Source organism: Rugosimonospora acidiphila, assembly GCF_039543385.1.
Lineage (GTDB): Bacteria > Actinomycetota > Actinomycetes > Mycobacteriales > Micromonosporaceae > Rugosimonospora > Rugosimonospora acidiphila.
In genome coordinates this window covers 47,088-71,578 of the sequence record NZ_BAABJQ010000040.1, presented here as the reverse complement: position 1 = coordinate 71,578, position 24,491 = coordinate 47,088, and the positions used below count along the sequence as shown (strand labels likewise).

Annotated in this window: 22 protein-coding genes; 4 read left to right on the top strand and 18 right to left on the bottom strand. The window is 71.2% G+C overall.

The window, feature by feature from the left end:
- Positions 1-153 precede the first annotated feature (153 nt).
- From ABEA87_RS38335 to ABEA87_RS38275, 13 genes are all read right to left on the bottom strand, one after another.
- The gene (locus tag ABEA87_RS38335; protein WP_345638244.1) at positions 154-1,272 is read right to left on the bottom strand and encodes a cupin domain-containing protein; all 1,119 of its coding nucleotides are present in this window, start codon (positions 1,270-1,272) and stop codon (positions 154-156) included.
- Between the two features lie 58 nt (positions 1,273-1,330).
- Positions 1,331-2,839 carry an ethanolamine ammonia-lyase reactivating factor EutA gene (locus tag ABEA87_RS38330; protein WP_345638243.1) on the bottom strand — a complete coding sequence of 503 codons (1,509 nt, stop codon included), beginning with the start codon at positions 2,837-2,839 and terminating at the stop codon, positions 1,331-1,333.
- A gap of 3 nt (positions 2,840-2,842) precedes the next feature.
- The gene (locus ABEA87_RS38325) at positions 2,843-4,291 is read right to left on the bottom strand and encodes an ethanolamine ammonia-lyase reactivating factor EutA (RefSeq protein WP_345638241.1); all 1,449 of its coding nucleotides are present in this window, start codon (positions 4,289-4,291) and stop codon (positions 2,843-2,845) included.
- Between the two features lie 28 nt (positions 4,292-4,319).
- A complete protein-coding gene (locus tag ABEA87_RS38320; protein WP_345638239.1) occupies positions 4,320-5,504 on the bottom strand; it encodes a cupin domain-containing protein in 1,185 nt (394 codons plus the stop codon).
- A 64-nt stretch (positions 5,505-5,568) separates the two neighbouring features.
- On the bottom strand, positions 5,569-6,678 hold the full coding sequence (locus ABEA87_RS38315) for a zinc-dependent alcohol dehydrogenase (RefSeq protein WP_345638238.1): 1,110 nt from the start codon (positions 6,676-6,678) through the stop codon (positions 5,569-5,571).
- Complete coding sequence (locus ABEA87_RS38310; RefSeq protein WP_345638237.1) at positions 6,675-8,396, bottom strand: hydantoinase B/oxoprolinase family protein; 1,722 nt, start codon at positions 8,394-8,396, stop codon at positions 6,675-6,677. The genes ABEA87_RS38315 and ABEA87_RS38310 overlap by 4 nt, the downstream gene beginning before the upstream one ends.
- Positions 8,393-10,474: a hydantoinase/oxoprolinase family protein gene (locus ABEA87_RS38305; protein WP_345638235.1), complete on the bottom strand. Its 2,082-nt coding sequence runs from the start codon at positions 10,472-10,474 to the stop codon at positions 8,393-8,395. The genes ABEA87_RS38310 and ABEA87_RS38305 overlap by 4 nt, the downstream gene beginning before the upstream one ends.
- A 98-nt stretch (positions 10,475-10,572) precedes the next feature.
- Positions 10,573-11,568, bottom strand: coding sequence for a DODA-type extradiol aromatic ring-opening family dioxygenase (locus ABEA87_RS38300; RefSeq protein WP_345638234.1), 996 nt, complete (start codon positions 11,566-11,568; stop codon positions 10,573-10,575).
- A gap of 139 nt (positions 11,569-11,707) precedes the next feature.
- A complete protein-coding gene (locus ABEA87_RS38295; protein WP_345638232.1) occupies positions 11,708-12,103 on the bottom strand; it encodes a RidA family protein in 396 nt (131 codons plus the stop codon).
- A 67-nt stretch (positions 12,104-12,170) separates the two neighbouring features.
- Positions 12,171-12,362 (bottom strand): ferredoxin, encoded by a 192-nt coding sequence (locus ABEA87_RS38290; RefSeq protein WP_345638231.1) that lies wholly within the window; start codon positions 12,360-12,362, stop codon positions 12,171-12,173.
- A 93-nt stretch (positions 12,363-12,455) separates the two neighbouring features.
- Entirely contained in the window at positions 12,456-13,100 is a 645-nt protein-coding gene (locus ABEA87_RS38285; RefSeq protein WP_345638230.1) for an RraA family protein, read from the bottom strand.
- A gap of 1 nt (position 13,101) precedes the next feature.
- Positions 13,102-13,794, bottom strand: coding sequence for an RraA family protein (locus tag ABEA87_RS38280; RefSeq protein WP_345638227.1), 693 nt, complete (start codon positions 13,792-13,794; stop codon positions 13,102-13,104).
- Positions 13,787-13,981 carry a hypothetical protein gene (locus tag ABEA87_RS38275; protein ID WP_345638226.1) on the bottom strand — a complete coding sequence of 65 codons (195 nt, stop codon included), beginning with the start codon at positions 13,979-13,981 and terminating at the stop codon, positions 13,787-13,789. The genes ABEA87_RS38280 and ABEA87_RS38275 overlap by 8 nt, the downstream gene beginning before the upstream one ends.
- A 407-nt stretch (positions 13,982-14,388) precedes the next feature.
- On the opposite strand from ABEA87_RS38275, the gene ABEA87_RS38270 reads away from it, so the two are divergent.
- Positions 14,389-15,336 carry an NAD-dependent epimerase/dehydratase family protein gene (locus ABEA87_RS38270; RefSeq protein ID WP_345638225.1) on the top strand — a complete coding sequence of 316 codons (948 nt, stop codon included), beginning with the start codon at positions 14,389-14,391 and terminating at the stop codon, positions 15,334-15,336.
- 29 nt (positions 15,337-15,365) lie between these two features.
- Positions 15,366-16,544, top strand: a complete 1,179-nt coding sequence (locus tag ABEA87_RS38265; protein ID WP_345638224.1) for an NAD(P)/FAD-dependent oxidoreductase — start codon at positions 15,366-15,368, stop codon at positions 16,542-16,544.
- Positions 16,545-16,590: 46 nt separating this feature from the next.
- Here ABEA87_RS38265 and ABEA87_RS38260 read toward each other — a convergent pair whose 3' ends face one another.
- Positions 16,591-17,589, bottom strand: a complete 999-nt coding sequence (locus ABEA87_RS38260; protein WP_345638222.1) for a PhnD/SsuA/transferrin family substrate-binding protein — start codon at positions 17,587-17,589, stop codon at positions 16,591-16,593.
- 208 nt (positions 17,590-17,797) lie between these two features.
- Between ABEA87_RS38260 and ABEA87_RS38255 the strand changes: the two genes are divergently transcribed.
- Positions 17,798-18,619: an SDR family NAD(P)-dependent oxidoreductase gene (locus ABEA87_RS38255; RefSeq protein ID WP_345638221.1), complete on the top strand. Its 822-nt coding sequence runs from the start codon at positions 17,798-17,800 to the stop codon at positions 18,617-18,619.
- Positions 18,620-18,738: 119 nt separating this feature from the next.
- On the opposite strand, the gene ABEA87_RS38250 is transcribed toward ABEA87_RS38255, so the two are convergent.
- The gene (locus tag ABEA87_RS38250) at positions 18,739-20,142 is read right to left on the bottom strand and encodes an FAD-binding oxidoreductase (RefSeq protein ID WP_345638220.1); all 1,404 of its coding nucleotides are present in this window, start codon (positions 20,140-20,142) and stop codon (positions 18,739-18,741) included.
- Between the two features lie 105 nt (positions 20,143-20,247).
- Complete coding sequence (locus tag ABEA87_RS38245; protein ID WP_345638219.1) at positions 20,248-21,405, bottom strand: glycosyltransferase; 1,158 nt, start codon at positions 21,403-21,405, stop codon at positions 20,248-20,250.
- Between the two features lie 245 nt (positions 21,406-21,650).
- Between ABEA87_RS38245 and ABEA87_RS38240 the strand changes: the two genes are divergently transcribed.
- Positions 21,651-22,331, top strand: coding sequence for a GntR family transcriptional regulator (locus ABEA87_RS38240; protein ID WP_345638218.1), 681 nt, complete (start codon positions 21,651-21,653; stop codon positions 22,329-22,331).
- A 105-nt stretch (positions 22,332-22,436) separates the two neighbouring features.
- Here ABEA87_RS38240 and ABEA87_RS38235 read toward each other — a convergent pair whose 3' ends face one another.
- Positions 22,437-23,195, bottom strand: a complete 759-nt coding sequence (locus tag ABEA87_RS38235; protein WP_345638216.1) for a maleate cis-trans isomerase family protein — start codon at positions 23,193-23,195, stop codon at positions 22,437-22,439.
- 75 nt (positions 23,196-23,270) lie between these two features.
- Entirely contained in the window at positions 23,271-24,314 is a 1,044-nt protein-coding gene (locus ABEA87_RS38230) for an ABC transporter substrate-binding protein (protein WP_345638214.1), read from the bottom strand.
- Positions 24,315-24,491 lie beyond the last annotated feature (177 nt).

The window sequence follows — 24,491 nt, the reverse complement described above, 5'->3', positions numbered from 1 at the left end:
GGGCGTCGCCGTTTCCCGGTGCCGGACCGGGCGAACGAGCGCAGGAAGGGCCGGACACGCACAAATGCCGGCCGCGCGGGATGCGCCGTCGGCCGGGCATGAAGGAGGGCCGCGGCCGGCTGGTGCCCGCCGGCCGCGGCCCTAGAGGTGCGGTCAGACCGCCGTCATGGTCATGCCGCGCTTGGCCAGCTCCTCGATGTAGAGCTCCTTGATGGCCGGGTCTTCCTGCTCAGCGTTGATCTGGTACCGCGAGTTCTTCAGCGACGTCGGCGTCTCCTCGAACTGCGCGCGCATCCGGGAACTGAACGGGTACCGGCGGCTGCCCAGCTTCACGGCGAAGTACCGGGACGGGATGCCGGCCAGGTTGAAGTGCTGGTGGTACATGTTGTCCGGCGGCGAGTACGACCAGCCGTGGTCCCAGTCGACCCGGATGCGCTCCTTGTCGCCCTCGTACCACAGCAGCGAATAGCCCGGCCCGTTGACCGGGTAGATGTGCGTGCCGCCGACGTGCCGGTGCGCCAGCTTGTACCGGCCGACCGGGATCTCGGAGCAGTGCGCGTGCAGCGCACCATTGGCGAGCAGGAACAGGATGGACTTGCTCTTTTTGCCGCGCCACTCCAGCGGGGTCAGCTCGCTGAACTCGCTGAGGTCGGGCACGAAGTTGGTCTCCCAGAAGTCCTTGTACAGGTCCGAGGTCTTGTCGTGCACCATCCGGCCCTTGCCCTGGAACGACTCGTCGCTGCCGTACCGCTCGGTGAACTCGTAGCCGGTGCCGAAGATGAAGTCGTCGTTGCGGAAGATGTTCATCACCAGCGGGAACTGCGTGGTCATCGCCAGGCGTGCGGGCTCGTCGCCGGTGCCGTTGAAGTACCGGTAGGTGGCGTTCATCGGGATCGCGAACATGCTGTGCGGTCCCCACTCGAAGCTGTGCGTGCGCCCACCCGCCTCGATGACCGTGCTGCCGTGGCCCGAGATGACGTAGACCACCGTCTCGAACAGGTGATGTACCGGCGTGGTGTTACTGGCCGGCGGCACCTCGATCAGCCACATGTCGAGGTGGTCGCCGCGCCCCGCGACGTTGACCACCGAACCGTTGGCGCCGAACCGCTCCCACCGCGCCACCGGAGTCTCCATCAGGTTCACCGCGAAGCCCTCGGCCAGCGGTACGCCCTCCCCCTCGACCCAGTCGCGGTATGGGTCGACCGCGAACCGCAGGTCGTCGTCCTCGTGGTCATGGGTGTGGACGGCTTCGTTGGTGCTGGTCGTGCTCACTACTGATCACATCCTCGAAACTGGCCGGGCCTCAGGCCGCGACGGAACTGACCGGGCCTCAGGCGGCGACGGTGGACACTCGCGGCGAGAAGAGCAGGGACTTGACCACGACGGGGTAGACACCCGCGGGGAGCAGCTGCCGACCGATGTCGACGAAGTCCAGCTCCTCGAGCACCAGGCTGTCCAGGCAGACGATCGGTCGGCGTACCCCCAGTTCGACGAACAGGATCCGGCCGATCGACCGGCCGACGTCCTTGTCGGTGAGCACCACGACGGGCGCCCCGGCCGCCAGGCCGAACCGGTCCAGCCCGGTGGCCACCCCCTCGGCCAGCGCGCGCAGCCTCGGGTAGGCCGGCAGGTCGCCGATCCGCAGCGACAGGGCCACCGCGCCGGCCGCGTCGCCGTCGCGCAGCTCCAGCTCGGCCATGACCGCCCCCGCCACGTCTCCGGGGCTCGTGGTCCGCACCGGGATTCGCGGGTGCAGCACGGGGACGTTGCGCAGCGGGAGGTCGACCGCGGCGGACGCCGACACGGTGTTGCCACTGACCTGCACCGAGTACTGCGAGGCGCCGGCCACCGTGGCGCGGATGCCGCCGCCGGTGACGGCCAGGCGCGCCCCGGGCAGCGCCGCGCCCAGCCGCTGGCGTACCCGCTGCCCGATGGCCCGGCCCAGGTCGCCGAAGTCGCCGTCCTGGCGGTCGAAGACGTACTCGGCCACGCCACCGGAGAAGGTGACCAGCCGGGCGGCGTCCATCTCCCGGAAGTCGGAGCCCGGGATGACCACGGCTGGGTCCAGCGTGCCGACCCGCCCGGTCGCGGCGGCCAGGATCGCGTCGACCGCGGCGGCGGCCAGCGCCCGCTCCTGGTCCGCGCCGATCGGCTTGCCGGCGACGGGCCGCTGCGCCGCCGGCCACCACGCGTCCAGCTCGCCGGCGACCGCGGTCACCACCCGGCGCTCCACGTCCCAGGAGACCAGCCGCGCGCCGACCGACAGGATTCCGGTGCGCACGACCTCACCCGCGCGGCTGAGCGAGAACTTGGTGGTACCCCCGCCGATGTCCACGCACAGCACCCCTTCACCGGTCTGCTTCGACAGCTCCACCGCGCCCGACCCGTACGCGGACAGCACCGCCTCGAAGTGGTCGCCGGCGGCGACGCAGACGAAGTCGCCGGCCCGCGCGGACACGGCATCGGCGATGGCGCGGGAATTCTCCCGCTTGAGCGCCTGCCCGGTCAGGATCACCACTCCGGTGTCGACGTCGGTCCGCGCCAGCCCGGCGTGCGTGTAGCAGTCGGCGACGAACGCGCCGATCGCGGCGGCGTCGATGAGCTCACCCTCGCGCGTGTACGGCGTGAGCGTGATGTCCGAGGCCCACAACAACACCCGCTCGACCACCACGAACCGGCTCGACAGCCCCAGCAGCTCCCGCCGGAGCTTGAGCCGGGAAAAGCTCAGGTGGGAGGTGGACGAGCCGATGTCGATCCCGACCGACACGATGGCCACGTTGTCGCGCCAGTAGTACGGCGAGTCCGCCTCGCCGTCGCCGATTTCAGTCAGCCGCTCCATGGCTCAGCCGGAGGTTGAGGGGAAGACCAGGCTCTTGATGACCACCGGTACCGACGCGGAACCGGTCACCGGCCGGCCGACGTCGATGAATGCGAAGTCGGTGGTCTCCACGCAGTCCACCGAGACCACCGGCCGTCCGTCCAGCCGCTCGGTCGCCAGGTGGCTGCCGATCAGCCGGCCGATGTCGTCCTCACTGACCAGCACCACCGCGGAGTCGGTGTCCTGGGTGCGCGCGGCGATGCCCATCGCGATCCCGTGGCAGAACTGGTCGATGCGGTCGTAGGTGGCCAGCCCGTCCCAGAGGTAGGAGACCGCCACCGGCTGCTTCGTGTCGATGAGGTCGAACTGCGCCAGGGACCGGCGCAGCGCCTCGGCCACCCCCTGCGCCGACAGGTCGCTCAGGTCGAACGGCGGCGTCACCACCTGCACGTTGCGCACCGGCAGGCCGTCCGGGTCCGACACGTAGATGGTGCTGCCGGACAGCTGCACCGTGTACTGCGACGCGCCCAGCACCGTGGCACGGATTCCCGCGTTGACGTTTTCGACCAGCGCCAGGTCGCCGTCGGCCAACCGGTCGCGGATGGCCCGGGCGAGCAACGGTCCCAGGTCGCCGAAGGTCTGCTCCTGCCGCCCGTAGACGTACTCGGAGACGCCGCCGGAGAACGACACGGCCGAGGGGGTGAACTCCGGGAGCGGCTGGCCGCGCAGCAGCGCCGAGGACCCGTCGCCGGTGATCCGGGCCGCGCCGAACAGCTCGTCGACCAGATACTCGGCGATCCGCGTCCGGTCCACCTCCGCCACCCGCGCGCCGACCGCCAGGTCGATGCCCAGGGCGCGGCCGGCCCTGCCGCCGGCCTCCTCCAGGCGCACCACCACCCCGTCGTCGCCGCTGACCACCAGTCGCGCGCCGACGTCCACCGCGAGGTGGGCCAGCGGTTTGCCGCCCCGGCACAGCACCATCTTGGCGGTGCCGCCGCCGATGTCGATGTGCAGCAGGTCGCCGTCGGTGGTCTCGCTGCGCTCCAGCGCCCCCGAGCCCTTCGCCGCGAGCACGCACTCCATGTTGTCGCCGGCGCTGACCGCCACCATCTTGCCCGCCTCGCGGGCGAACACCTCACCGATGGTGCGGGAGTTGGCCCGGTCCAGCGCGACGCCGGTGAGGATGAGCGCGCCGGTGTCCACCTCGTCGCGGCGCAGGCCCGCCGCGGCGAACTGGGCGTCGACGTACGCCGACAGCGCGGCCGGATCGATGAGGTCCGGCCCGTCGTACGGGGTGAGGATGATGGGCGACTCGTACAGCGCGTCGCGGCCGACCGTCACGTAGCGGGTGCCGACCTTCTCCACCGTGATCTTCGAGAAGACCAGGTGCGAGGTCGCCGACCCGATGTCGACGCCGACGCTGAGCAGTTCGACCCGTTCCTCGGACTCGATGTTGATGTCGCTGGGGTTCATCGTCGCCACCCGCCGTCCGCCGCCGGGGTCACTTGTACAGGTCGGGGTTCATGGTGGATTTCCCACCGTTGCTGGTGATCATCCGCTCGAACTCCTGCCGGACGTACGGATCCTCGGTGCGGTAGCTGATGCTGCGACCGCCCTCCTCGATGTCCGCGTTGGTCCAGGTGTTCGTCTTGTTGGTGCGGCCGAAATCGGCGTACTGGGTGCCGGGAGGCCCGCCGTACCAGAACAGCTGGCGCAGCGGCTCGGCGTCCCCGCTGGCGCCGAAGTGCTGGTGGTACCAGTTGCCCCCACCGGGCGCCGCGGCCACGATGCCGCCCTGCACGTAGTCCACCCGCTCGACCGCCTCGCCCCTGCCGTCCTTCCACGGGGTCGGGCCGAGCTCGCTGGGCCAGTTGAAGGTGTACCCGGAGCCGCGCAGGCACATGATGACCGCGCCGGAGCGGTGCGCGTGCGCCTTGGAGTACCGGCCGGGCACGTGCTGCCCGATGAAGCACCAGAAGTATCCGCCGGCCATGTTCGGCTCGATGCGCCGGTAACCCGGCGAGCGCTGGTTGTCCAGCGGCAGTTCACAGTCGACGATGTCGGGGATGATGTTGGTGCGCCACATGGCGCGGCCGAGCTCCGGCGTCGGCAGCGTCTCGGTGTTCGGCTTGTAGTACTCCGTGGAGCCGTCGTACCGGCCCCGGAACGGGTAGTCGCAGCCGAACACGAAGTCCAGGTCGTCCAGCGAGTTGATCATGTGCGGGGCAGCGTTGCCGGCCAGCAGCAGGGCCGGGGTGGCCCGCGCGTTGACGAACTGGAACTGGGCGTTGAGCGGGATGGCGAACAGCGAGTTCTTGTGCCACTCGAAACGCTGCCGGCCCGAGCCGTCGGGCATCGACAGCTCGGTCGTGCCCTCCCCCTCGACCACCCAGTACTTCTCCTCGAACGTGTGCCGCATCGGGATGGTGGCCCTGCCCGGCGGGATCTCGATCACCTGCAGGCCGATGAGGTCGGTGGTGTTGTCGAGGTCGATGAACGCCGAGGCCACGCCCATCCGGTCCCACGGCTTGAGGTCCAGCTCGCGCACGTCGTGGATGCCGGGGCCCCGGTAGATCGGGATGCCCTCGCCCTCCATGTACCGGGTGTACGCCGAGGGCATCCGGTTGACCCGCATGGTCCCCGCGCGCACATTTCCCGTCGGTTCCTGAAACAACTCCTCAGACACGAAACGCTCCCTCTGGCTGCTCAAAGGTGTCGGGGACAGGCAGGCCCGGCCGGGACGGCCGGGGTCAGTTCGGGGCGGGCACCACCGCGGCGTGGATGACCGGGACGTCCAACTCTCCGCCGGTGCCGCGCACCGCCCGGTCGGCGTCGTCCAGCCCGCACTCGAGCGTGCACATCAGCTCCAGCGGGTACCGGCGGGAGCCGATCAGCGCGATGGCCCACTCGACCGCCGCGTAGCTGTGCCCCCGGGCGCCCTTGACCGTCAGGTGCTTACGCGTGATCTTGAAGAAGTCGACGCCGGCCAGTGGCCGCCTCGTGCTGGCCGGAAACACCAGCCGGCCGCGCTTGCGGGTCAGGTCGAGCGCGTGGGCGACCGTCTGTTCGTTGCCGGCGGCCGTGTCGATGGTGACGTCGACACCCGCCGGCCCGACGATCGCGCGTACCCGCTCGGGCAGCTGCTCGCCGGCCACCAGCGTGTGGTGCGCACCCAGCTTCGCGGCCACCGCCAGCCGGGCCGCGTCGCGCTCCAGGCCCACGATGATGATCTGGCCGGCGCCCGCCTCGCGGGCCGCCACGACGCAGGCCAGCCCCTGCTGGCCCGGGCCGAAGATGAGCACCGTGTCGCCCGGCCCGACGCCGGCGTCCAGGTAGGTCCACTGGTACCCGTTGCCGATCGGCAGCGCCAGCGAGCCCTGCACCGCCGGGATGCTCGCCGGCAACGGGTGCAGCACGCTACGCGGGTGCAGGTACAGGTACTGGCTGTAGCCGCCCCACAGCGCCGGTGGCGTGGTCAGCGGGGTGCTGCCGAAGCGCAGCGCGTCCGGGTTGGCCGACGCGTCCGACTCCAGGCACGAGCGGTACTCGCCGGACCGGCAGAAGTCGCAGTGCCCGCAGGGCAGGTACTCCTCGATGGCGACCCGGTCGCCCTCCTTCACGCCCCAGCGATCGGCCGCGACCCGCCCCGCGGCGGCCACTATCCCGACGTTCTCGTGCCCGAGCACGCGCGGGCTCAGCTCCTGGTTGTAGAAGCCGACATCGGCCCCGCAGACCCCGGCCGCCTCGACCAGGAGCAGCCCGTCGGCGGGGTTCACCACGGGCACCGGCAGCTCACGCACCTCCATGCGCCGCTTGCCGGTCATCACGGCCGCTCGGGTCGTGGCGGGCAGACCGCTCATCGGCTCTCCCTCCGGGCCAACTCGGTGGCCTGTTCGTCGAGTTCGACGCGCTCATCGATCACCACGCCGTAGGCTTGCGCCGCGGCCGGCACGCTGACGATCCCGGCGCGCACGTCGGCGAGTACCAGCTCGGCCGGCCGGGTCTTCGGGTCGCCGTACCCGCCGGCCCCGGAGCCCTCGATGGTCAGCAGGTCGTGCGGGTGCAGTTCGTAGCGGCCGGCCACCGGCAACGACTCCACGGTGCCGTCCGCGCGGCGGATGCTGACCGTGGCCAGCGAGCCGTCCTGCCCGCCGGCCACCCCCCGGGCCGGGAACTTGCCCCGCTCCGAGCGACGCCGCACCGACGCCGGCGCGAGCGCCTCGTACTCGCGCCGGTAGCTGAGCCCGCCGCGATAGCGGCCGGCCCCGCCGGAGTCGGTGACCAGCTCGAACCGGTTGATGCGCACCGGGTACTGGCTCTCCAGCACCTCCACCGGGGTGATGCCGAGGTTGGTGTAGTAGGCGGTGACGCCGGAGACCCCGTCGCTGTCGTGCACCGCGCCCATCCCGGTACCCAGCACCTCGTACTGGAAGCTGCGGCCGCGCTGCTCGGAGGAGGCCCACTCGATGCCGACCGTGCCGCCGCTGCCGCCGCTGTGCGCCGATCCGGCGCCGGGTACCAGCTCGCCGAGCGCCTCGAAGCACAGGTCGACGAGCCGGTGCTGCATGGACGTGGCCGCGCCGACCGGTGCGGTCGGGCCCGGGTCGAACAGGCTGCCCGGCCGGCGCTCGATGGTGACCACCCGGCGGATGCCGTCATTGAACCCGAAATCGGGAGCGGCGCAGGAGATCACCGCGTAGAACACGGCGGAGTCGCCGTACATCCTGGTCATGTTGACCGGCCCGAGCGTCTGGTCGTCGCTTTCGGTCAGGTCGAAGACCATGCCGTCGCCCTGGATCCGGGCGGTCACGGTGATCCTTACCGGCCGGTCGCGGATGCCGTCGCTGTCGAGGTAGCCGGTGACCGTCGCCTCGCCGTCCGGCCAGCTCGAAATCGCGTCGCGCAGCGCGCGTTCGCCCTGGTCGAGCAGCATGGCGAAGCAGTCGCGCAGGACCCGCACGCCGGTGCGCTCGGCGAGGGCGGACAGCCGCGCGGCGCCGACCCGGGTCACCCCGAGCTGCGCGCGCATGTCGCCGAAGAACAGGTCGGGGGTGCGCACGTTCGCGGCGATGATGCCCATGACGCCGGGGTCGAGCTCCGCGTCGGCGCCCCGCGCCACCCGGGTGACCGGCAGCAGCAGGCCCTCCTGGTACAGCTGGGTGGCGTCCATCGACGCGCTGCCGATGACCGAGCCGCCGAAGTCGGACTTGTGCGCGATCGACGCGCTGAACCCGACCAGGGTGTCGCCCGCGAAGGCCGGCACCACGACGGCGAGGTCCGGGGTGTGCGGCACGCCCGCGTCGTACGGGTGGTTGGTCATGAAGACGTCGCCCGGGGCCAGGTCGTCGTAGCGCTCGATGACCCGCCTGATGAGGTAGTTGTAGCTCGACCCGTGGAACGGCCCGGGCCGGTCGACCAGCACCTCACCCTTCTCGGACAGCAGAGAAATGCTGCAGTCGCGCGACTCGCGCATCAGCGTGGAGTATGCGGACCGGTAGAGCAGCTGGGTCAGTTCGCCGATGGTCGCGGATAGCCGGCTGCGGGTCAGCTCCGCGGCGAGCACCGTTGCCGTGGTCATCGCTGCGTCCCTTCATCGCTGATGAGCAGGTTGCCGTACGCGTCGATGCGCACCACCCAGCCGGGCGGGGCGAACGCGGTGGTGTCCGGCTGTTCGATGAGGACCGGGCCGCGCCGCTCGGTGCCGGGCGCGAGCGTGGCGCGGCGCACCACCGCCGCCTCGGTCCAGCCGCCGCGGTGATAGACCCGTCGGGGCGGCCGGGGCGGCTCGTCGACGACCGCGCCGTCGGGCAGCACGGCCAGCTCGTACGTGGGCAGTTCGACCACCGCCCGGATCCGGTAGCTGACGACCTCGACCAGCTCGGACTCGGCGGCGTGACCGTAGATGCGGGCGTGCTCCGCGTGGAACAATTCGGTCAGCGCGGCGGGCAGGTCGGCCTGGTCCGCCACGTCGGCCAGCCGCAGCCGCAGCTCGAAGCCCTGACCGGAGTACCGGGCGTCCACCTCGCGGTGGCAGACGATCTCGTCGCGGGCGAAGCCCTGCTCGACCAGCGAGCGCACGGCTCGCTCCCGCAGCGCGTCGAACTGGGCGAGGATCGCCGGCTGGGCCCCCTCGCGCAGCCTGGTGATGTCGGTCTGCACGAAGTCCTGGATGACGTCGGTGGTCAGCAGGCCGACCGCCGAGAACGCGCCGGGGAACGGAGGCACCAGCACCTGCCGCACCCCCAGCTCTGCGGCCACCCCGCAGGCGTGCAGCGAACCGGCCCCACCGCAGGCCACCAGGGTGGCGTCGCCCAGGTCCACGCCGCGCTTCGCGGCGAACACCTTGATGGCGTCGGCCATGTGCACCTCGTTGAGCTGCAGGGTGGCCTCGGCGGCGGCCCGCGGGTCGAGGCCCAGCGGCTCGGCGACGTGCTTGGTGATCGCCTCGGTGGCCAGATCCGCCTCGACGGTCATCTGGCCGCCGAGGTAGTAGTCGGGGTCGAGCAGTCCGAGCACCAGGTCGGCGTCGGTGGTGGTGGGCACCTGGCCGCCCCGGCCGTAGCAGGCGGGACCCGGGTCGGCGCCCGCGCTGTTGGGCCCGACCAGCAGGCGCCCGGTCGGCGTCGCCTGGGACAGGGTGCCGCCCCCGGCGCCGATCGTCATGAGGTCGAGCATCGGCACGTAGATCTGGTGGCCGACCAGCTCGCCCTCGGTCACCTCCAGCGCCTCGCCGTCGCGCACGAACGCGATGTCGGCGCTGGTTCCGCCGACGTCCACGGTGAGCAGGTCGCGGCGACCGGCCGCCCGCGCGATGCTGATGGCCGCCTGCACGCCCGCGGCCGGCCCGGACAGCAGGGTGTGTACCGCGCGGCCGCCGGCCATCACCGCCGAGAACGGCATCAGCCCGCCGTTGGACTCCATCAGGAACAGCCGCTCGTACGCCAGGCCGCGCTCGACCAGACCGGTCGCCAGCGCGCTGATGTAGTCGATGAGCAGCGGCTCCAGGCTCGCGCCCAGCAGCATGGTGGAGATGCGCGGCCACTCCCGGATCCGCGGCAGCACCTCGCTGGACAGGCTCACCCGCACGCCGGGCAGTTCCGCGGACAGAATCTCCCGCACCTGCTGCTCGTGGACCGGGTTGGCGAACGAGAACATCAGGCACACCGCCACCGAACGCACGTCGAGCTCACGCAGCCGGCGGGCGATGCCGATCACGGCACCCCGGTCGAGGTCCCGGACTATCTTCGCGTCGGCACCGATCCGGCCCGGTACCTCGAACACGTGGTCGTCGGCCACCAGGCTGTCCGGGTGGCCGGAGCGCAGGTCGTAGGTGTTGCCGACCCGGCGCTGATCCTGCACCGACACGCTGCCGCGCATGCCCTCGGTCACCAGCAGCGCGCACGGCCGGAACGTCCGCTGGATCAGCGCGTTCGTGGTGATGGTGGTGCCGTGCAGGAAGTCGGCCACGTCCGCCACCTCGAAGCCCTCGATGACCTCGCTGGCGCGCGCCATCCCGTTGAGCACCCCGATGGACGGATCGGCCGGCGTGGTCGGGACCTTGAGGATCTCGACCCGGCTGGTGTCCCGGTCGAGCACGGCGACGTCCGTGAACGTGCCGCCGACGTCCACACCGACCCGCCAACGGTTTCTGCCCATCCCAACTCCTCCTTGGCGCAGGCGCACCGGTATCCCGGGGCGGCCGGTGATCGGGCCGCCCCGGCGTTCGTGTTTTGCGGGGTTTGTCGTCGCGGGGGTCAGCGCCAGACGGCGAAGGCCATCCCCACCCCGGTGCCGGCGGTCGAGCGGTAGGCCGGCACGTAGTCGACCAGGTTCATGGTCAGGCCCTCCAGCGCGCCGCCGGCCGCTATCCAGTTCAGGCTCTCCGAGGTGCCGGAGCGCATGTAGCGGCGCGGGATGGTGGACAGCGACTCGAAGTCGCGGTTGCGCAGCCCGTCGAGTACCCGCCGGTCGAGCTGTTCATCAACGACGAAATGCGACAGCCCGCCGGAGGCGACGACCGCCACCGTGATGTCCTCGGGGAAGTTCTCGACGGCCCGGCGCAGCGCCCGGCCCAGCAGGTAGCAGCGGCGCGGCGAGGGTTGGTTGGGCGGATAGTAGGTGTTGATGAGCAGCGGCAGCAGCGGGATCACCCGGTCGCCCATCAGCCGGCGACGGGCGAAGGTGAAGGCGTGCCCGACGCTGCGCCCCTCCCGCTGGGTGCGGAGCTGGGCGACGTCGAACTCCTCGGTCATCAGCGACTCGATGAGGTGCAGGCCCAGCTTGCTCGGCACCGGGTAGCTCTCCCGGGTGTCGTTGTGTGCCGCCCACAGCGCGGCGCGCAGCCCGGCCGGCATCGCCTCCTGCTTGTGCTCGTCCGGAGCGAAGTCGTCAATGGTGTCGCCCCAGTAGATCGCAAAGGTCGGGGTCCCGTCGTCCAGGAACAGCTCCTCCTGGTCGTCGCCGATGACCAGGAGGACGTCCGGGTCGACCTCCGCCAGCACCCTGCCCAGTTCGGAGATCGCCGTCTGTGCGCGGCCGTGCAGGTCCGCCCACACCTGCGGGGTGAGCCGCGAGGGGTCGATGTTCCAGGACTTCTCGGCGAGCAGTTCGTCGAAGATGTGCAGTTCACCGTCGCGCCCGAGCAGTTCCGGGTTGCGCCGGTCGCGCTGGGCGTGGTCCTCCCACCAGTCGGGAGTGGTGCTCAGCTGAGGTGTGTGCGACGAGCCGATGCCAAGAACGATACGGGCCATGGGGTCGTCTCACCGTCCTTTCACGAAGGCGTCGTCGGTGGGTCGTTGCTCGTCGGTGGGTCGTTGCTCGTCGGTGGGCCGCTGCGCGTCGATGGGTCGCTGCTCATCAATGGGTTGCGCCGGGAGCTGGCGAGCCGGTTCATGCCGGCCCGTCGGCCACCGCCTGCACCTGGAGCTGGACGAGCATCTTGCCCGGCAGCGGCCGGACCGTCACGTGCCGCGCGGGGCGGTCGTGCTCCTGCGGGTACCACTCGAGCCAGTACTTGTTCACCTCGCCGCGCAGGGTGTCGTCGGCCAGGTACACGTCGAAGTAGACGACGTCGGCGGGGCCGAGGCCGGCGACCTTCAGCAGCGCCGCGGCGTTGCCGAAGACCAGCTCGACCTGGCGCGTCCCGTCCTCCGGGACGCTGCCCGTCGCCGGATCGGTCGGCGGGATGCCCGAGGAGTGGAAGAAGGCACCCACCTGCGCGGCCATCGGGATCGGCGCCGCGCCGTGGTCGACTCCCGGGATCTCGAACGTCTTGCGTCGGCTCATGGTTCTCCTCGAATCATCCGGTCCGGGTTCGCCGGTCGCGGGGCTGGCGCGGCAACGGGCCGCGGGATCAGTCGGTCAGCCGGATGGCGTCGACCGGGCAGCGGTTGGCCGCGTCGCGGACGTTGGCCTCCTGGTCCGCCGGGATTTCGTCGACCAGTAGGTAGGCCACGCCGTCGTCGCGTACCTCGAAGATGGCCGGGGCGGACTCCTGGCACTGCCCGTGGCCCTGGCACAACTCGCGATCGATCTCGACCTTCACGGGTTCCTCCTCGACTCGTGGAACGGATTGCGTTGCGGCCAGTGGCCGCCAGCGGCGCGGCGCGTGCCGGTGCGTGCCGGCGCCGGGGCCGCCTCAGGCCGGGAAGCCGTAGAGATCCAGGGTGCGCTTGCCGTCGCGCAGTTCCTGCATGAACCGCGCCTCCTTCTCGACGCGCTGCTGGGCCTGCGTGACGACGGTGGCCATCAGGTCACGGGGGATGACCACCACCCCGTCCTCGTCGCCCACCACCCAGTCGCCCGGACGCACCACTATCTCGCCGACGACGAGGTCGCCGTTGATGGCGCCCACCCCGTCGAAGTGCTTCACGGTGCCGCGGATCGCCGATCCGCGCGCGAAGACCGGCAGCCCGACCTCGCCGAGCCGGACGAGGTCGCGCACGCAGCCGTCAATGACGACCGCCGCGATGCGACGCTCGGCCGCCGCCCGCGACAGCACCTCGCCCCAGTACCCCCACTCGTACGCGCCGCCGAAGTTGGCCAGCAGCACGTCGCCGGGCTCGCACCGGTATACCGCGCGGTGCAGCCACAGGTTGTCCGCGGGCGGCCCGAGGACCGTCACCGCCGGCCCCGCGAAGGACGGCGACGGCGTCATCGGCCGGATGGCCGCCGGCAGCGCGCCTATCCGTCCGCCGGCCTCGTGGAGGGTGGCCGAGCCGAGCGCGGCGACCTCCTCGACCGACACTCCGGCGACAACCTCGCGCCGCGCGCCAGACGTCACGTCAAACATGCTTCTCTCCCGCCGTCTTGACAAGCATGTCTTCGTAGCGGACGCCCAGCACGCTGGCCAGCGTCGCGCCCGCCCGAATCTCCTCCACCATCGCGCTTTCCTTGGCCGCGATCTGTTCGGCCGCCGCCAATACCTCGTCCGCCCGCGCCGCCGCGATGGCCACGACGCTCGTTCCGTCGGCGAGGATCAGGTCGCCGGTGCACACCCGCACCGAACCGATGACGATCGGTTCACCGCAGGACTTCTCGTGGATCCGGCCACGGGCGGTCCGTGCCGCGCCGCCCCTGGCGAACACCGGGAACCCGAGTTGCCGGGCCTCGTCGATGTCGCGGCACGCGCCGTCGGTCACCACGCCGGCCACGCCCTGGGCGATCGCGCCCACCGACAGCAGGCCGCCCCAGCTACCCATGTCGAGGCGCCCCTCGTTGGCCACCACTATCACGTTGCCCGGTCGGGCGCTGGCGATGGCCCGCACGCCGAGATGCAGCTTCGGCTGCCCCTCGGGTGTCGGGCCGGGCGCCAGCTGCATGGTGACGGCCCGGCCGACCGCTCGGGCGCCCTCCCATCGTGGCGCCAGGCCCGGGATCACGCCATCGATGCCCAGCGCGTCGAGCGCGTCGGACACCGCACAGCTGTCCAGCCGGGCCAGCCGCGCGAGCTGAGGGTCGGCGGGTGCGTCACTCACTGACGACCTCGCGCCGGAAGAACAGGATCAGGTATCCGGTGGTCGACGAGTTGTAAATGATCGGCTGGACATGCTGTAGGTCCCAGCCCTCAACCGATCGCTTCGCCAGGACCTCGCCGATCTCGGCGGTCACGGTCTCGGGCGTCCGTCCGGTCGCTCGAACCTCGACAACTTCGTGCTCCGCCATGCACATGTCCTTTCACCACGACGTCGACAGGATCTCTGGCCCGCAGCTGAATTCGGGGGGCTCCCAGATCCAAGAGCTGGCGTAACTTCCCGTGGCGCGGGTCGCTCGTTCGACTCCGCGTCAGCGCCTCGTTAGGACTGCAAGATGTAGCTTATAGAAGAAGATTTTAGCTGCGCTGTCAAGACCTACAAGATCCCCGACGGTGTCGTGAGCGACCGCAAACCCATGAGCGACAAGGGTTCTCGGCCAATCGACCGGGCCTGCCGTGGACCGGTGACCGGCCCGAGCGCGGGTGCCGGAGAGCACCCGATGAGGCGTGCGATGTTTGCGTCGAGGTGTTCCGGGGTCGATGTCGAGCCTATAGGCTGCATCTATCGGTCTGGCGCTTTGGCTCGCAAGGAGTCGCGATGATTCTGATTACCGGCGGCATGGGCTTCATCGGCATCCATACCGCCAGACAGCTGGCCCGCGAGGATGAGCTGGTACTCGGCTACAACCGGACCCTCCGGCCGGCCGCCGAACTTCAGGAACTGGTCGGCGCGAAGGTCGCCACGGTCCGGCTCGAGGTGGGCAACCCGTACGCGGTCGCGCGCGCCCTCGCCGAGTACCGGCCCACCAGCGTCGTCCACCTCGCCGTACCGGCGCTCGGCGCCCTGCCACCGGCCGAGGAGTCCCTGGTCAACGTGCAGAGCCTGATGAACGTCCTGGAGTCCGCGCGCAACGCCGGGATCGAGCGGGTCACCGTGGCCAGCTCGCTGGCCGTCTACGCGGGGTTGGCCGGTGGCCCGTTCCGCGAGGACCGCGCCCTGCCGGTCGAGTCGACCTCCGCCACCGGGGCGATGAAGAAGGCCGAGGAGATCCTGGCGCTGCACTACGCCGACCGCACCGGGCTGGACCTGAGGTTGCCGCGCATCGGCCTGACCTACGGCCCGCTCTACCACTCCCTCGCCAATGCGGTCGGGCGGCTGACCCACCTGGCGGTCCGGGGCGCGCTGCCGGACGGGAAGTCGGTCACCTGGACGCCACAGCAGCTGCTCGGCGGCATGGACCTGTGCCATGTGGAGGACTGCGCGCGGGCGGTCGCCGCGATCCACCGGGCGAAAAGCACCGCGCACCGCGTCTACAACGTCGGTGGCGGCGCCTCGATCTCCGCCGACGAGCTGTTCTCAGCGGTCGCCGCCGCGGTGCCGGGCGCGGTCCTGCCCGAGGAGCTCCGCCACACCGGGGCCCGGGAGAACGCCGACGGCTACATGGACATCGGCCGCGTCCGCGAGGAGTTCGACTTCGCGCCGCAGTACGACATCACCGCCGGCGTGCGGCAGTACGTCGACTGGCTGCGCGGGCACGACCTGTAGGCGGCGGCTGCCGCGGAGTGGAGGGATTCATGTCCAACCGGGCCCACATCGTGGTGGTCGGCTCGTCGCTGGCCGGCGTGCGCTGCGCCGAGGCGATCCGGCGCGCCGAGTTCGCCGGCACCGTGACGCTCGTCGGCGCCGAGAAGCACTACCCGCCGGTCGACCGCCCACCGCTGTCCAAGAAGGTCCTGCGCACCGGCGACGACGCCGAGGCGCTGCGGGTCGACGGCGGCCTGGCGGTCGACCTGCTGCTCGGCCGGGAGGCGACCGGCCTGGACCTCGGCGCGCGCCGGGTGTCCCTGGACGACGGCACGGCGCTGGACTACGACGGGTTGGTCATCGCCACCGGCGCCACGGTGCGCCGGCTGCCCGGCACCGAGGGCCGGCGCAACGTCCACGTGCTGCGTACCGTCGAGGACGCCGCCGCGCTGCGCGCGGCGTTGGTGCCCGGGGTACGGGTGGCGGTCATCGGGGCCGGCGTACTGGGCTGCGAGATCGCGGCCACCTGCCGGCAGCTGGAGCTCGAGGTGACGATGATCGACGCGTTCAGCCAGCCGATGCTGCGCGTCCTCGGCCCCTCGGTGGCGCCGCTGCTGGCGGATCTGCACCGGCAGCGCGGTGTCCGGCTGCTGCTGCACCGTGAGGTGCTGGGGTTGCGCGGCGAGCAGGCGGCCGACGCCGTGCTGCTGGACCACGACGAGGTGGTCGAGGCGGACGTCATCGTGGTGGCGATCGGCGCCTTCCCCGAAACCCGGTGGCTTTCGGGCAGCGGCCTGGAGCTGGCCGACGGGGTCGCCTGCGACAGCGAGTGCTTCGCGATCGGCGGAGAGCGGCGGGTGGTCGCCGCGGGCGATGTCGCCCGCTGGTACCACCGACTGTTCCGGCGCACGCTGCGGGTGGAGCACTGGACCAACGCGGTGTCCCAGGGCCTGCTCGCCGGCCGCAACCTGGTCGCGTCGCTGGCGGAGACCGGTGAGATCGCCGCTTACGACGCGCTGCCCTATTTCTGGACGGACCAGTACGACTGGAAGCTGCAGTTCGTCGGCGCCCTGGGTGAGGAGGTGCGGTTCGAGGAGGGCGAACCGGGCGACCGGCAGTTCGTCGCCTCCTACCGCACCGACGGGCGCCTCGTCGGCGCGCTGTGCGCCAACCGTCCCAGCCGGATAGCGCCCTGGCGCTCCCGGATCGCGGCCGAACTGGCCGGCTGAGCACGGCGGTGGCCGCCCGCCACGCGGGCGGCCACCGCGGGACGCCTTACAGCGACAGGGTGCTCGGCGCGAACAGGTCCTTGATGTCCACAAGCCGCTTGGCCAGGCCCTGCTCGACCAGGTACTCCGCCAGCGTCTCCAGCACGACGCCCTGCGCCTGGATGCCGTACGGCAGCGGATCGGCGGCCCGGATGTCGGCGGCGGTCTCGGGCGGCAGGAGGCCCAGCTGCTCCCACGGCTGCAACGCCTGCAGTACCGGCTCGTTGGCCACGCGCTTGGCCTCCAGCATCGCCGAGTAGACGTTCAGCGCCACCCACGGGTGCTTTTCCAGCAGGCTGGCGCGCACGACCACCACGTGGTTCACCGGCAGCAGGCCGGTCTTCGCGTAGTACCGGATGCCCTCCGCGCGCGGATCCGCGAACAGGGTACGCACCCCACCGATGGCACCGGCCTCGCTGCGTGAACGGTCAACCAGGTTGCGGTGCGCGATGTAGACCACGGCGGCGTCGAGCTGCCCGACCCGCAGCATCTCCCCCACGTTCGTGTCGCCGGGGATGTAGCTCAGCTGCACCCCGGTCGGTGGCGCGAACGCGGTGGCTCCGCCGTGGCTCAGCTCGGGCGGGCGCTCCATGAACCAGGTCAGCTGCTCCGGTGCCACCCCGAACTCGTGCAGCAGCGCGCCGCGCGTCCACACCGCCGCGGTCTGCTGGTATTCCGGCACCCCGACGCGCTTGCCGACCAGGTCCGCCGGGCTCTCGATGCCCGCGGCCGTGCGCACCACGACCGCGGTGTGGAAGAAGCGTCGCGTGGTGAAGACCGGGATGGCCACCCAGTCGCGAACGCCCTGCGAGGCGGCGATCGTCATCGAGGACAGCGACATCTCGGAGATGTCGAACTCACCGAACTTGAGCTGGCGCCAGAACATCTCGGACGGGTGGATCGCGCTGACGCTCCAGTCGATCCCCTCCGCGGCCACCCGGCCGGAGTGGATCGGGGCCGTCATCGGGTTGTCCGACAGCGCGACGCTCAATGAAAGTGCACCCATGACACCACTCCTGTCGAAAGGAAGATACGCGAGGGTCTCGACCCGCACAGACATCGTGGTCGAGCACCATGTTATAGGCTGCAGGGATCAATATCCACGGGAAGCGCTGTAGGATATAGGAATCGAGCGGCCCCCGGTGGCCCGGTGCGCGACACCGGCCGCGCACCGGCCCAGCCCCACGCAACCGACGCACAGTGGTTGGAGACTCGTGACTTCCGAGATGGACAACATCGACTGGCAGACCCTTCGGCTACCCGGCATCGGCTCCTCGACGGTGGCGATCGTGCTCGGCGCCGGCGGCGCCATCGGCGGTGAGACGGTGCGGGCGCTGGCGGCCATGGGCGCGAACGTCGCCCTGGTGACCCGCGACCTCGAACGCAGCACCGCGCTCGCCGGCGCCCTGGACGCACCGGGACGGGTGCTGCCCGCCGCCGCCGACCTGGCCACGCCCGGCGACCTGGACCGGATGGTGGCCAGCGTCGGCGACGCGTTCGGCCCGCCCACGGTACTGGTGAACTGCGCGGCGGTCGGCGCGCCGCACAACGACATCACCGCCGTGAGCCGGGACGAGGTCAGCAAGATCTTCGACGTGAACGTGGTGGGTTCGTACGAGGCGGCCAAGTCGGTCGCGCCGGCGATGCGCGCGGCCGGCTACGGGCGGATAGTGAACGTGGCCTCGATCGCCGGCATGCGGGTGTCCCGCGGCGGCGTCGCGTACGGCGTCTCCAAGGCGGCGGTCATCAGCCTCACCGAGCAGCTCGCCGTGGAGTTGGCCGCCGACGGCATCACCGTCAACTCAGTCAGCCCGGGCCAGACGCCCACCAAGCTGCGTGCGGTGGACGAGCAGGCCGGCGCGCCGCAGGAACGGGTGGGTGGATCCACCGACGCCATCCCGCTGGGCCGCCGTGGCCGGCTCGGTGACTACGTCGGCGCGATCCTGTTCCTCAGCTCCTCGCTGGTCGGCTACGTCACCGGCGTCGACATCCCGGTCGAGGGCGGCATCCGCCTGGTGCGCCCCAAATCCTTCTGAGCCGCCGCCCCCTCAGGACGCCGCCCCACTGATCCACGACCTTCCGCCCCGCCGACCTCCCCGCGATCCGTTGGCGGGCGGCGCCTCGCCCGCGCCGCCCGTCACGGACGCGCCGCCCGTCACGGACGCGCGGCCGGCTCCAGGCTGATCACCTTGCCGGGGTTGAAGATGCCGTGCGGATCCAGCGCCGCCTTGACCGAGCGGTGCAGGTCGAGCACTGCCGGCCCGACCTCGTCGCGCAGCCCGCGCATCTTGAGCAGCCCCACCCCGTGCTCGCCGGTGACCGTGCCACCCAGCGCGATGGCGTCGTCGAGGATGATGTCGAAGACCCGCTGGGCGCGTAGGCGCGAGCCCTCGTCGCCGGCCCGGGTGAGGATCGCCGGATGCAGGTTGCCGTCACCGGCGTGTGCCACGTTCGCGATGGTCGTGTCGTGTGCCAGCGCCGCGGCCTCGATCCGTTCGAGCATCTCCGGCACCCGCGAGCGTGGCACGCAGACGTCCTCGGTGAGCACCGGGCCGAGCCGTTCCAGCGCGGGGTAGACCAGGCGGCGCGCCGCGAACAGGGCGTCCGCCTCGGCCTCGTCGCTCGACCGGCCGCTGTCGGTGGCTCCGGCCCGGCGGAAGCAGTCGAGGATCCGCTCGGCCTCGGCGTCGCCGGCCTCCCCCGGCGCGTCGGTGCGGCCGAGCAGAAGCACGTTCGCCCCGTCGGTCAGGCCCAGATGCTTCCAGTCGTCCACCGCCCGGAGGCTGTGCCGGTCCATCAGCTCCAGCGCCGAGGGCACCACGTCGGACGCGCCGATCAGGCTGACCGCGCGCCCCGCCGCCGCCAGGGAGTCGAAGTATCCGACGATGGTCTGCTCGGCCGGGCGCGCGGACCGCAGCCGCACGGTGACCTCGGTGATGATGCCCAGCGTCCCCTCGGAGCCCACGAACAGGCCGCACAGGTCGTACCCGGCGACGCCCTTCGCCGTGCGCCGGCCCAGCCGCACCGCCTGGCCGTCCGCCAGCACCACCTCGACGCCCAGCACGTAGTCGCGGGTGACTCCGTACTTCACGCAGCAGATCCCGCCCGCGTTGGTGGCGACATTGCCGCCGATCGTCGACCACGGCGCGCTTGCCGGATCGGGCGGATACCACAGCCCCAGCTTCGCCGCGGCGGCCCTGAGGTCGTCGTTGACCACCCCGGGCTGAACGACGGCGATCTTGTCGTCCGGGTCGATCCGCAGGATCGACGCCATGCCGGCCAGCGACACCACCACGCAGCCGTCGACCGCGTTCGCGCCGCCTGACAACCCAGTGCCGGCCCCGCGCGCCACCACCGGCACACCGAGCTCGCCGCACACCCGCACCACGGCCCGCACCTCGTCCGTGGTGCGCGGGCGCACCACCGCCAGCGGGGTGCCGTGCGGCGCCCACTGCGCCTCGTCGCGGGCGTAGGACGGCAGGATGTCCGGGTCGTCGATGACCAGGCCGGCACCGACGGCCCGCGTCAGCCGCCCGACGGTGTCCGAGGAAGACAGCATGCGATCGGTCCTGACGGTGGAGGTCGTTGTTGCCCACAGGCTATGAGCGGCGGGAAAGGCCGTCAAGCGACGGAACGACCATGCCGTACCCGGGCGGGGCGGGGGTCAGCCCGCCGACCCGACGGCCTCGATGCGGTCCACCAGCGCGTCGGTGCCCTCCAGGGCGGCATTGTCGTCGCGGACGCGCGCGGCTCCGTCGGCGAGGCTCGATCTCGACCCGTCCGGCCCGGCGCCGCGCGACGACCCGGACAAGTCTTCGCCGAGCGCGGCGGCGAAGCTGGCCCGCAGGTCCGCCACCTCGCCCACCGCCGGCTCCACCACCACACCGGCCCCCGCGCGGGCGACGAGGGCGGCGTTGCGGAACTGGTCGGCCGCCTGCGGAAGGCAGACCGCCGGTACGCCCGCGGCCAGTGCCGCCCAGCAGCTGCCCGCGCCCGCATGATGAATCACCAGGGTGCAGCGCGCGCTCTCCGCCGGCAGGTCGATCCAGTCGGTCACCCGCACCCCGGCCGGCCAGCCGGTCCCCGCCGAGCCCCGGTCGGCGTTGCCCAGCGCCACGACCAGCTCCACTCCCAGCGTGGACGCCGCCCGGGCCGCGGCCCGCAGCCGTTGGTCCGCTCCGGGATGCGGGTAGGTCCCGAGGGTCAGCAGGACCCGAGGGAGCTTGCCGGGCGGCGGCAGGGCGGCCGTGGGGATCGACCACGGGACGTGCCGGTACCGGGCGACGTGCGGCTGCGCGTCGGGCGCCTGCACGGCGGCCGGACCGAGGTCCACGCGCAGATCGGGTTCGCGGGGCGCGGTACCGGCCGCGGCGTAGACGTCGCCGAGGCCGGCCGCCCCGGCCGAGTCGGTGCCGGCCGGCAGCGTGAAGCCCCAGCCGTGCTCGACCAGCGGCACACCCAACGCGGCGGCGACGACCCGGCCGGCGTGCTCCACCGGTTCGGACACGATGAGGTCCGGCCGGAACCGCCGCGCGTCGGCGAGCAGCGCCTCGACCCAGCCGCGCGCGTCGTGCGGGAAGGACAGGGTGGTCGCCCAGGCGAGCCGGTGCGCGGGATCGGGATCCGTCGGCGGTGCGGGCGGGTTGTCCGGTGGCGCCCAGGGGTAGCGCCACAGCCGGATGCCGTCGAGGCCGAGGGACGCGATCCGGTCGCCGGGCGACGCGAGAACCACCTCGTGCCGACGGTCGCGCATCCGCCGCAGGGTGGGCACCAGCGGCAGCACGTGTCCGTACGCGTCGTTGACGGTCACCAGGATTCGCATGCGCCGACAGTACCGGCCCGCGGCGTTGGGCATGCGCACGGATGGCGGGGTTCGAGGCTTTCGGCACGACTGGTCGGGCGATTTCGATCTGGCCATTCCCCGCCCGCGAAAGTGTCAATTCTCCGCAGCCGCACGGCCGCTCTTTTTCCGCGCTCCACGGCGTATATTCAAAGCCTCGATAGTGTATAGGCTCCATGGGTAGGTTCGTCGGCGAACTACCCGGACTCGGCAGGGGGCGGCGCGCTGTGACCATCAGTTCGAGCCAGTTTTCGGGGTACGGGTTCCAGGTCAACTCCTTCGCGGCGATGACCAAGGCCGACCTGGCCTACAGCCGAATTCGGCAGCAGATCCTGAGCGGCGAGCTGGCACCCGACGCGGACCTGGATCAGGAGGGACTCGCCGCCGACCTCGGCCTGTCGACGACCCCGGTCCGGGAGGCGCTGCGCCGGCTGGAGTCCGAGGGCCTCGTGCTGATCAGGGCACATCGGGTCGCCACCGTCTCCCCGCTGTCGTACGACGCCATGGTGAACGTGTACGAGTTGCGGCTGCTGCTCGACCCGGCGGCGGTCGCGGCGGCGGCCAACCAGATCACGGCCGACGATGGCGAACGGCTGCGCACCATGGCCACCGACCATCCGCGCAACCCGGATCCGGTCGCGCATCTGAACTGGAATAGGCACCTGCACCGCTCGATTTACGCGGCGTGCGGCAATCCCATTCTCATCAACATCCTCGATTCGCTGTGGGACATGAGCGACCGCTATCGCATGATCATGGTGAAGGACCGGGCGCAGTCCAGGTCCGCGCGCCAGGATCATCTCGCTATTGTGTCGGCCGTCGCGGACAAGCACGCGGATCGGGCCGCGCGACTGATGTACGAGCACGTGGCCGAATCGCGAGCGCGGCTCCGATCCGTTTTCGAATGAGCGCGCATCCGATCGCTTCGCACGGAAATTCGGGTCGAACTATCGGTGGGGCAACAGGCTTTCGGGGTGGACATGCATCGCATGCCCACCCCGGTCACCCGCCGGTCAGCGGCGCAGCAGCTTGCCGAATCCCTCGACGCGGACGTCCCGCACGCCGGACATCCGCATGCCCTTCCACAGCGTGCACTGCATGCTGGAGATGACGGTGGTGCCGAGCTCCTGCTCCAGGGGCTCGATCAGGTCCACCACCGGGAAGGGCGCGCCCGGGAAGTAGATGGCGTCGACTCCACCGGCCTGCTGGTAGGTCTTCTTGGCCAGCTCGTACCCCATGCGCAGCGGGGCGGCCGTCAGCCGCCGGTAGTCCAGCTCCAGATGGCACATGCTCGGCACCGAGAACCCGGACTTGCGCAGGAAGTCGACCAGCTGGTCGTTGAACGGGTCGGGGAACGGCGTGGCGAGGGCCACCGAGGAGACGCCCAGTTCGCGCAGCGCCTCGACCGCGGCGGTCTGCGCCGTCGAGGTCTGGATCCCGCTGGCCGCCTCGACCTTGGCGGCCAGCTCCTTGTCGGAGCCGAAGCCACCCACCACCACCGTCGGCGAGCCGCCGACGAGGATGCAGTTCGGCTTCTCCTTGGCCAGTTCGCGGGCCGCCCCCTCGGCCCGGTCGATCGCGCTCCACATCTCGTCCGTCGTGATCTGGGTGACGCTGAGGCTGGTCCGCACCATCGTCACCCCGGGGGGCGCCATCCGGTAGAACTGCCGGCTCAGTGACTCATCGACGATGCCCGGGCTCAGAAAGCCGATCCGGGCCCGCCAGCCGTACCCGTTCTCCAGGAGGTTCTCGTCCACGGTCGCGACGCTCACATCGGGTCCTCTCTGTGGTTGCGACAACTCGGTAAGGCCCCTCGGTGCGGGCATTGCCCGCTCTCAGGTGCCCGATCAGCTGGTGGGGAAGCCCGAGGGCACCACCCACTGAGACTGCTCGATCTTGTTGACGTAGGAGTTGTTCATCAGCGTCGCCGGGTCGGCGGTGCTCGGCGGCGACAGGCTCGCCAGCAACTCCTTGAGGTACTCGGTGGGAAACGGCGAGGCCGCCCATCGGTCCCGGTACTGCTCCCAGGTGCCGTCCAGCTGCGCCTGGTCCTTGATGCCGAGGTACTTCTTGAACGCGGCCTCCGAGGCGGCCTTGTCGGTCTTCGCGAGTTGGGTGGCGGCCATGTACCCCTGGATGAACTTGGTCACCAGGTCGGGGTGCTTGGCGGCGAAGCCGCCGCTGACCGCGTACACCGACGGCAGCACGTAGTCCCCGATGTCCATCGTCTTGAGGTGGAACTGGTTGACCGCCTGGATGGTCGTCGGAGGTGAGACCACGGCGGCCTGCACCTTGCCGGTCCCCAGAGACGCCAGCGCCGCGCTGTTCTGGCTCAGGTAGACGATTTTCACGTCCTTGCCGGGGGTCAGATGGTTCGCTATCAGGGCGGCCCGCACGGCGCTGTCCGCGCCACCACCGGGTGTCGTGGTCGCGAGCGTCTTGCCCTTCAGCTGCGCGATGGACGTGATGGAGGGCTGCGTGGCCAGGTAGAACGCGGTGATGCCGTTGGTGAAGATAACCTTGGCGCCCGACTTGGAGGCCAGCACCGAGGCGACCATGTTCGGGCCGTCGCCGCCGATGTCGACCGTTCCGCTGCCGACCGCGGCCGAGGAGGCGGTGGGCGTCAGGACCTTCACCTCCACGTTCAGCCCGTACTTCTTGAACGTGCCGCCGTCCACGCCGACGAAGATGGGCGCGGTGTTGCCCGTGGCGCCCGAGACGCCCACGGTGATCGTCTGCAGCGAGGCGCCGCCGGACCCGTCGCCCGACGACGAGCACGCCGTCGCGGCCAGCGTCAGGGCTGCGCCCGCCGCCAGGAGGGACAGCGTTCGTGGGGTGAGCCTTCGTAGTGGGCTGGCTCCGGGTCTACCGGGCCGCGAGGGATGCGTCATCTGCCTTGCCCTGTCCTTTCGTCACCGGCGGTCCGACGTCGACAAAGCGGTGTCCTGGCCAGCGGTACGCCCGGCCTCGGCTCACGGGGACAGATCTCGCGGTCGTCGCCAGCGCCGAACGGATCCGCCGATCTCATCGAGACATAGCCAGGTGGGTGCGGCGGAAACCCGCCCGCC

Coding starts and splice junctions, on each gene's coding strand:
- ABEA87_RS38315 (WP_345638238.1), bottom strand. CDS start 6,678: ATGAGCGGTCTGCCCGCCACGACCCGAGCGGCCGTGATGACCGGCAAG.
- ABEA87_RS38265 (WP_345638224.1), top strand. CDS start 15,366: ATGTCCAACCGGGCCCACATCGTGGTGGTCGGCTCGTCGCTGGCCGGC.
- ABEA87_RS38270 (WP_345638225.1), top strand. CDS start 14,389: ATGATTCTGATTACCGGCGGCATGGGCTTCATCGGCATCCATACCGCC.
- ABEA87_RS38230 (WP_345638214.1), bottom strand. CDS start 24,314: ATGACGCATCCCTCGCGGCCCGGTAGACCCGGAGCCAGCCCACTACGA.
- ABEA87_RS38250 (WP_345638220.1), bottom strand. CDS start 20,142: ATGCTGTCTTCCTCGGACACCGTCGGGCGGCTGACGCGGGCCGTCGGT.
- ABEA87_RS38260 (WP_345638222.1), bottom strand. CDS start 17,589: ATGGGTGCACTTTCATTGAGCGTCGCGCTGTCGGACAACCCGATGACG.
- ABEA87_RS38275 (WP_345638226.1), bottom strand. CDS start 13,981: ATGGCGGAGCACGAAGTTGTCGAGGTTCGAGCGACCGGACGGACGCCC.
- ABEA87_RS38300 (WP_345638234.1), bottom strand. CDS start 11,568: ATGGCCCGTATCGTTCTTGGCATCGGCTCGTCGCACACACCTCAGCTG.
- ABEA87_RS38245 (WP_345638219.1), bottom strand. CDS start 21,405: ATGCGAATCCTGGTGACCGTCAACGACGCGTACGGACACGTGCTGCCG.
- ABEA87_RS38330 (WP_345638243.1), bottom strand. CDS start 2,839: ATGGAGCGGCTGACTGAAATCGGCGACGGCGAGGCGGACTCGCCGTAC.
- ABEA87_RS38305 (WP_345638235.1), bottom strand. CDS start 10,474: ATGGGCAGAAACCGTTGGCGGGTCGGTGTGGACGTCGGCGGCACGTTC.
- ABEA87_RS38325 (WP_345638241.1), bottom strand. CDS start 4,291: ATGAACCCCAGCGACATCAACATCGAGTCCGAGGAACGGGTCGAACTG.
- ABEA87_RS38295 (WP_345638232.1), bottom strand. CDS start 12,103: ATGAGCCGACGCAAGACGTTCGAGATCCCGGGAGTCGACCACGGCGCG.
- ABEA87_RS38310 (WP_345638237.1), bottom strand. CDS start 8,396: ATGACCACGGCAACGGTGCTCGCCGCGGAGCTGACCCGCAGCCGGCTA.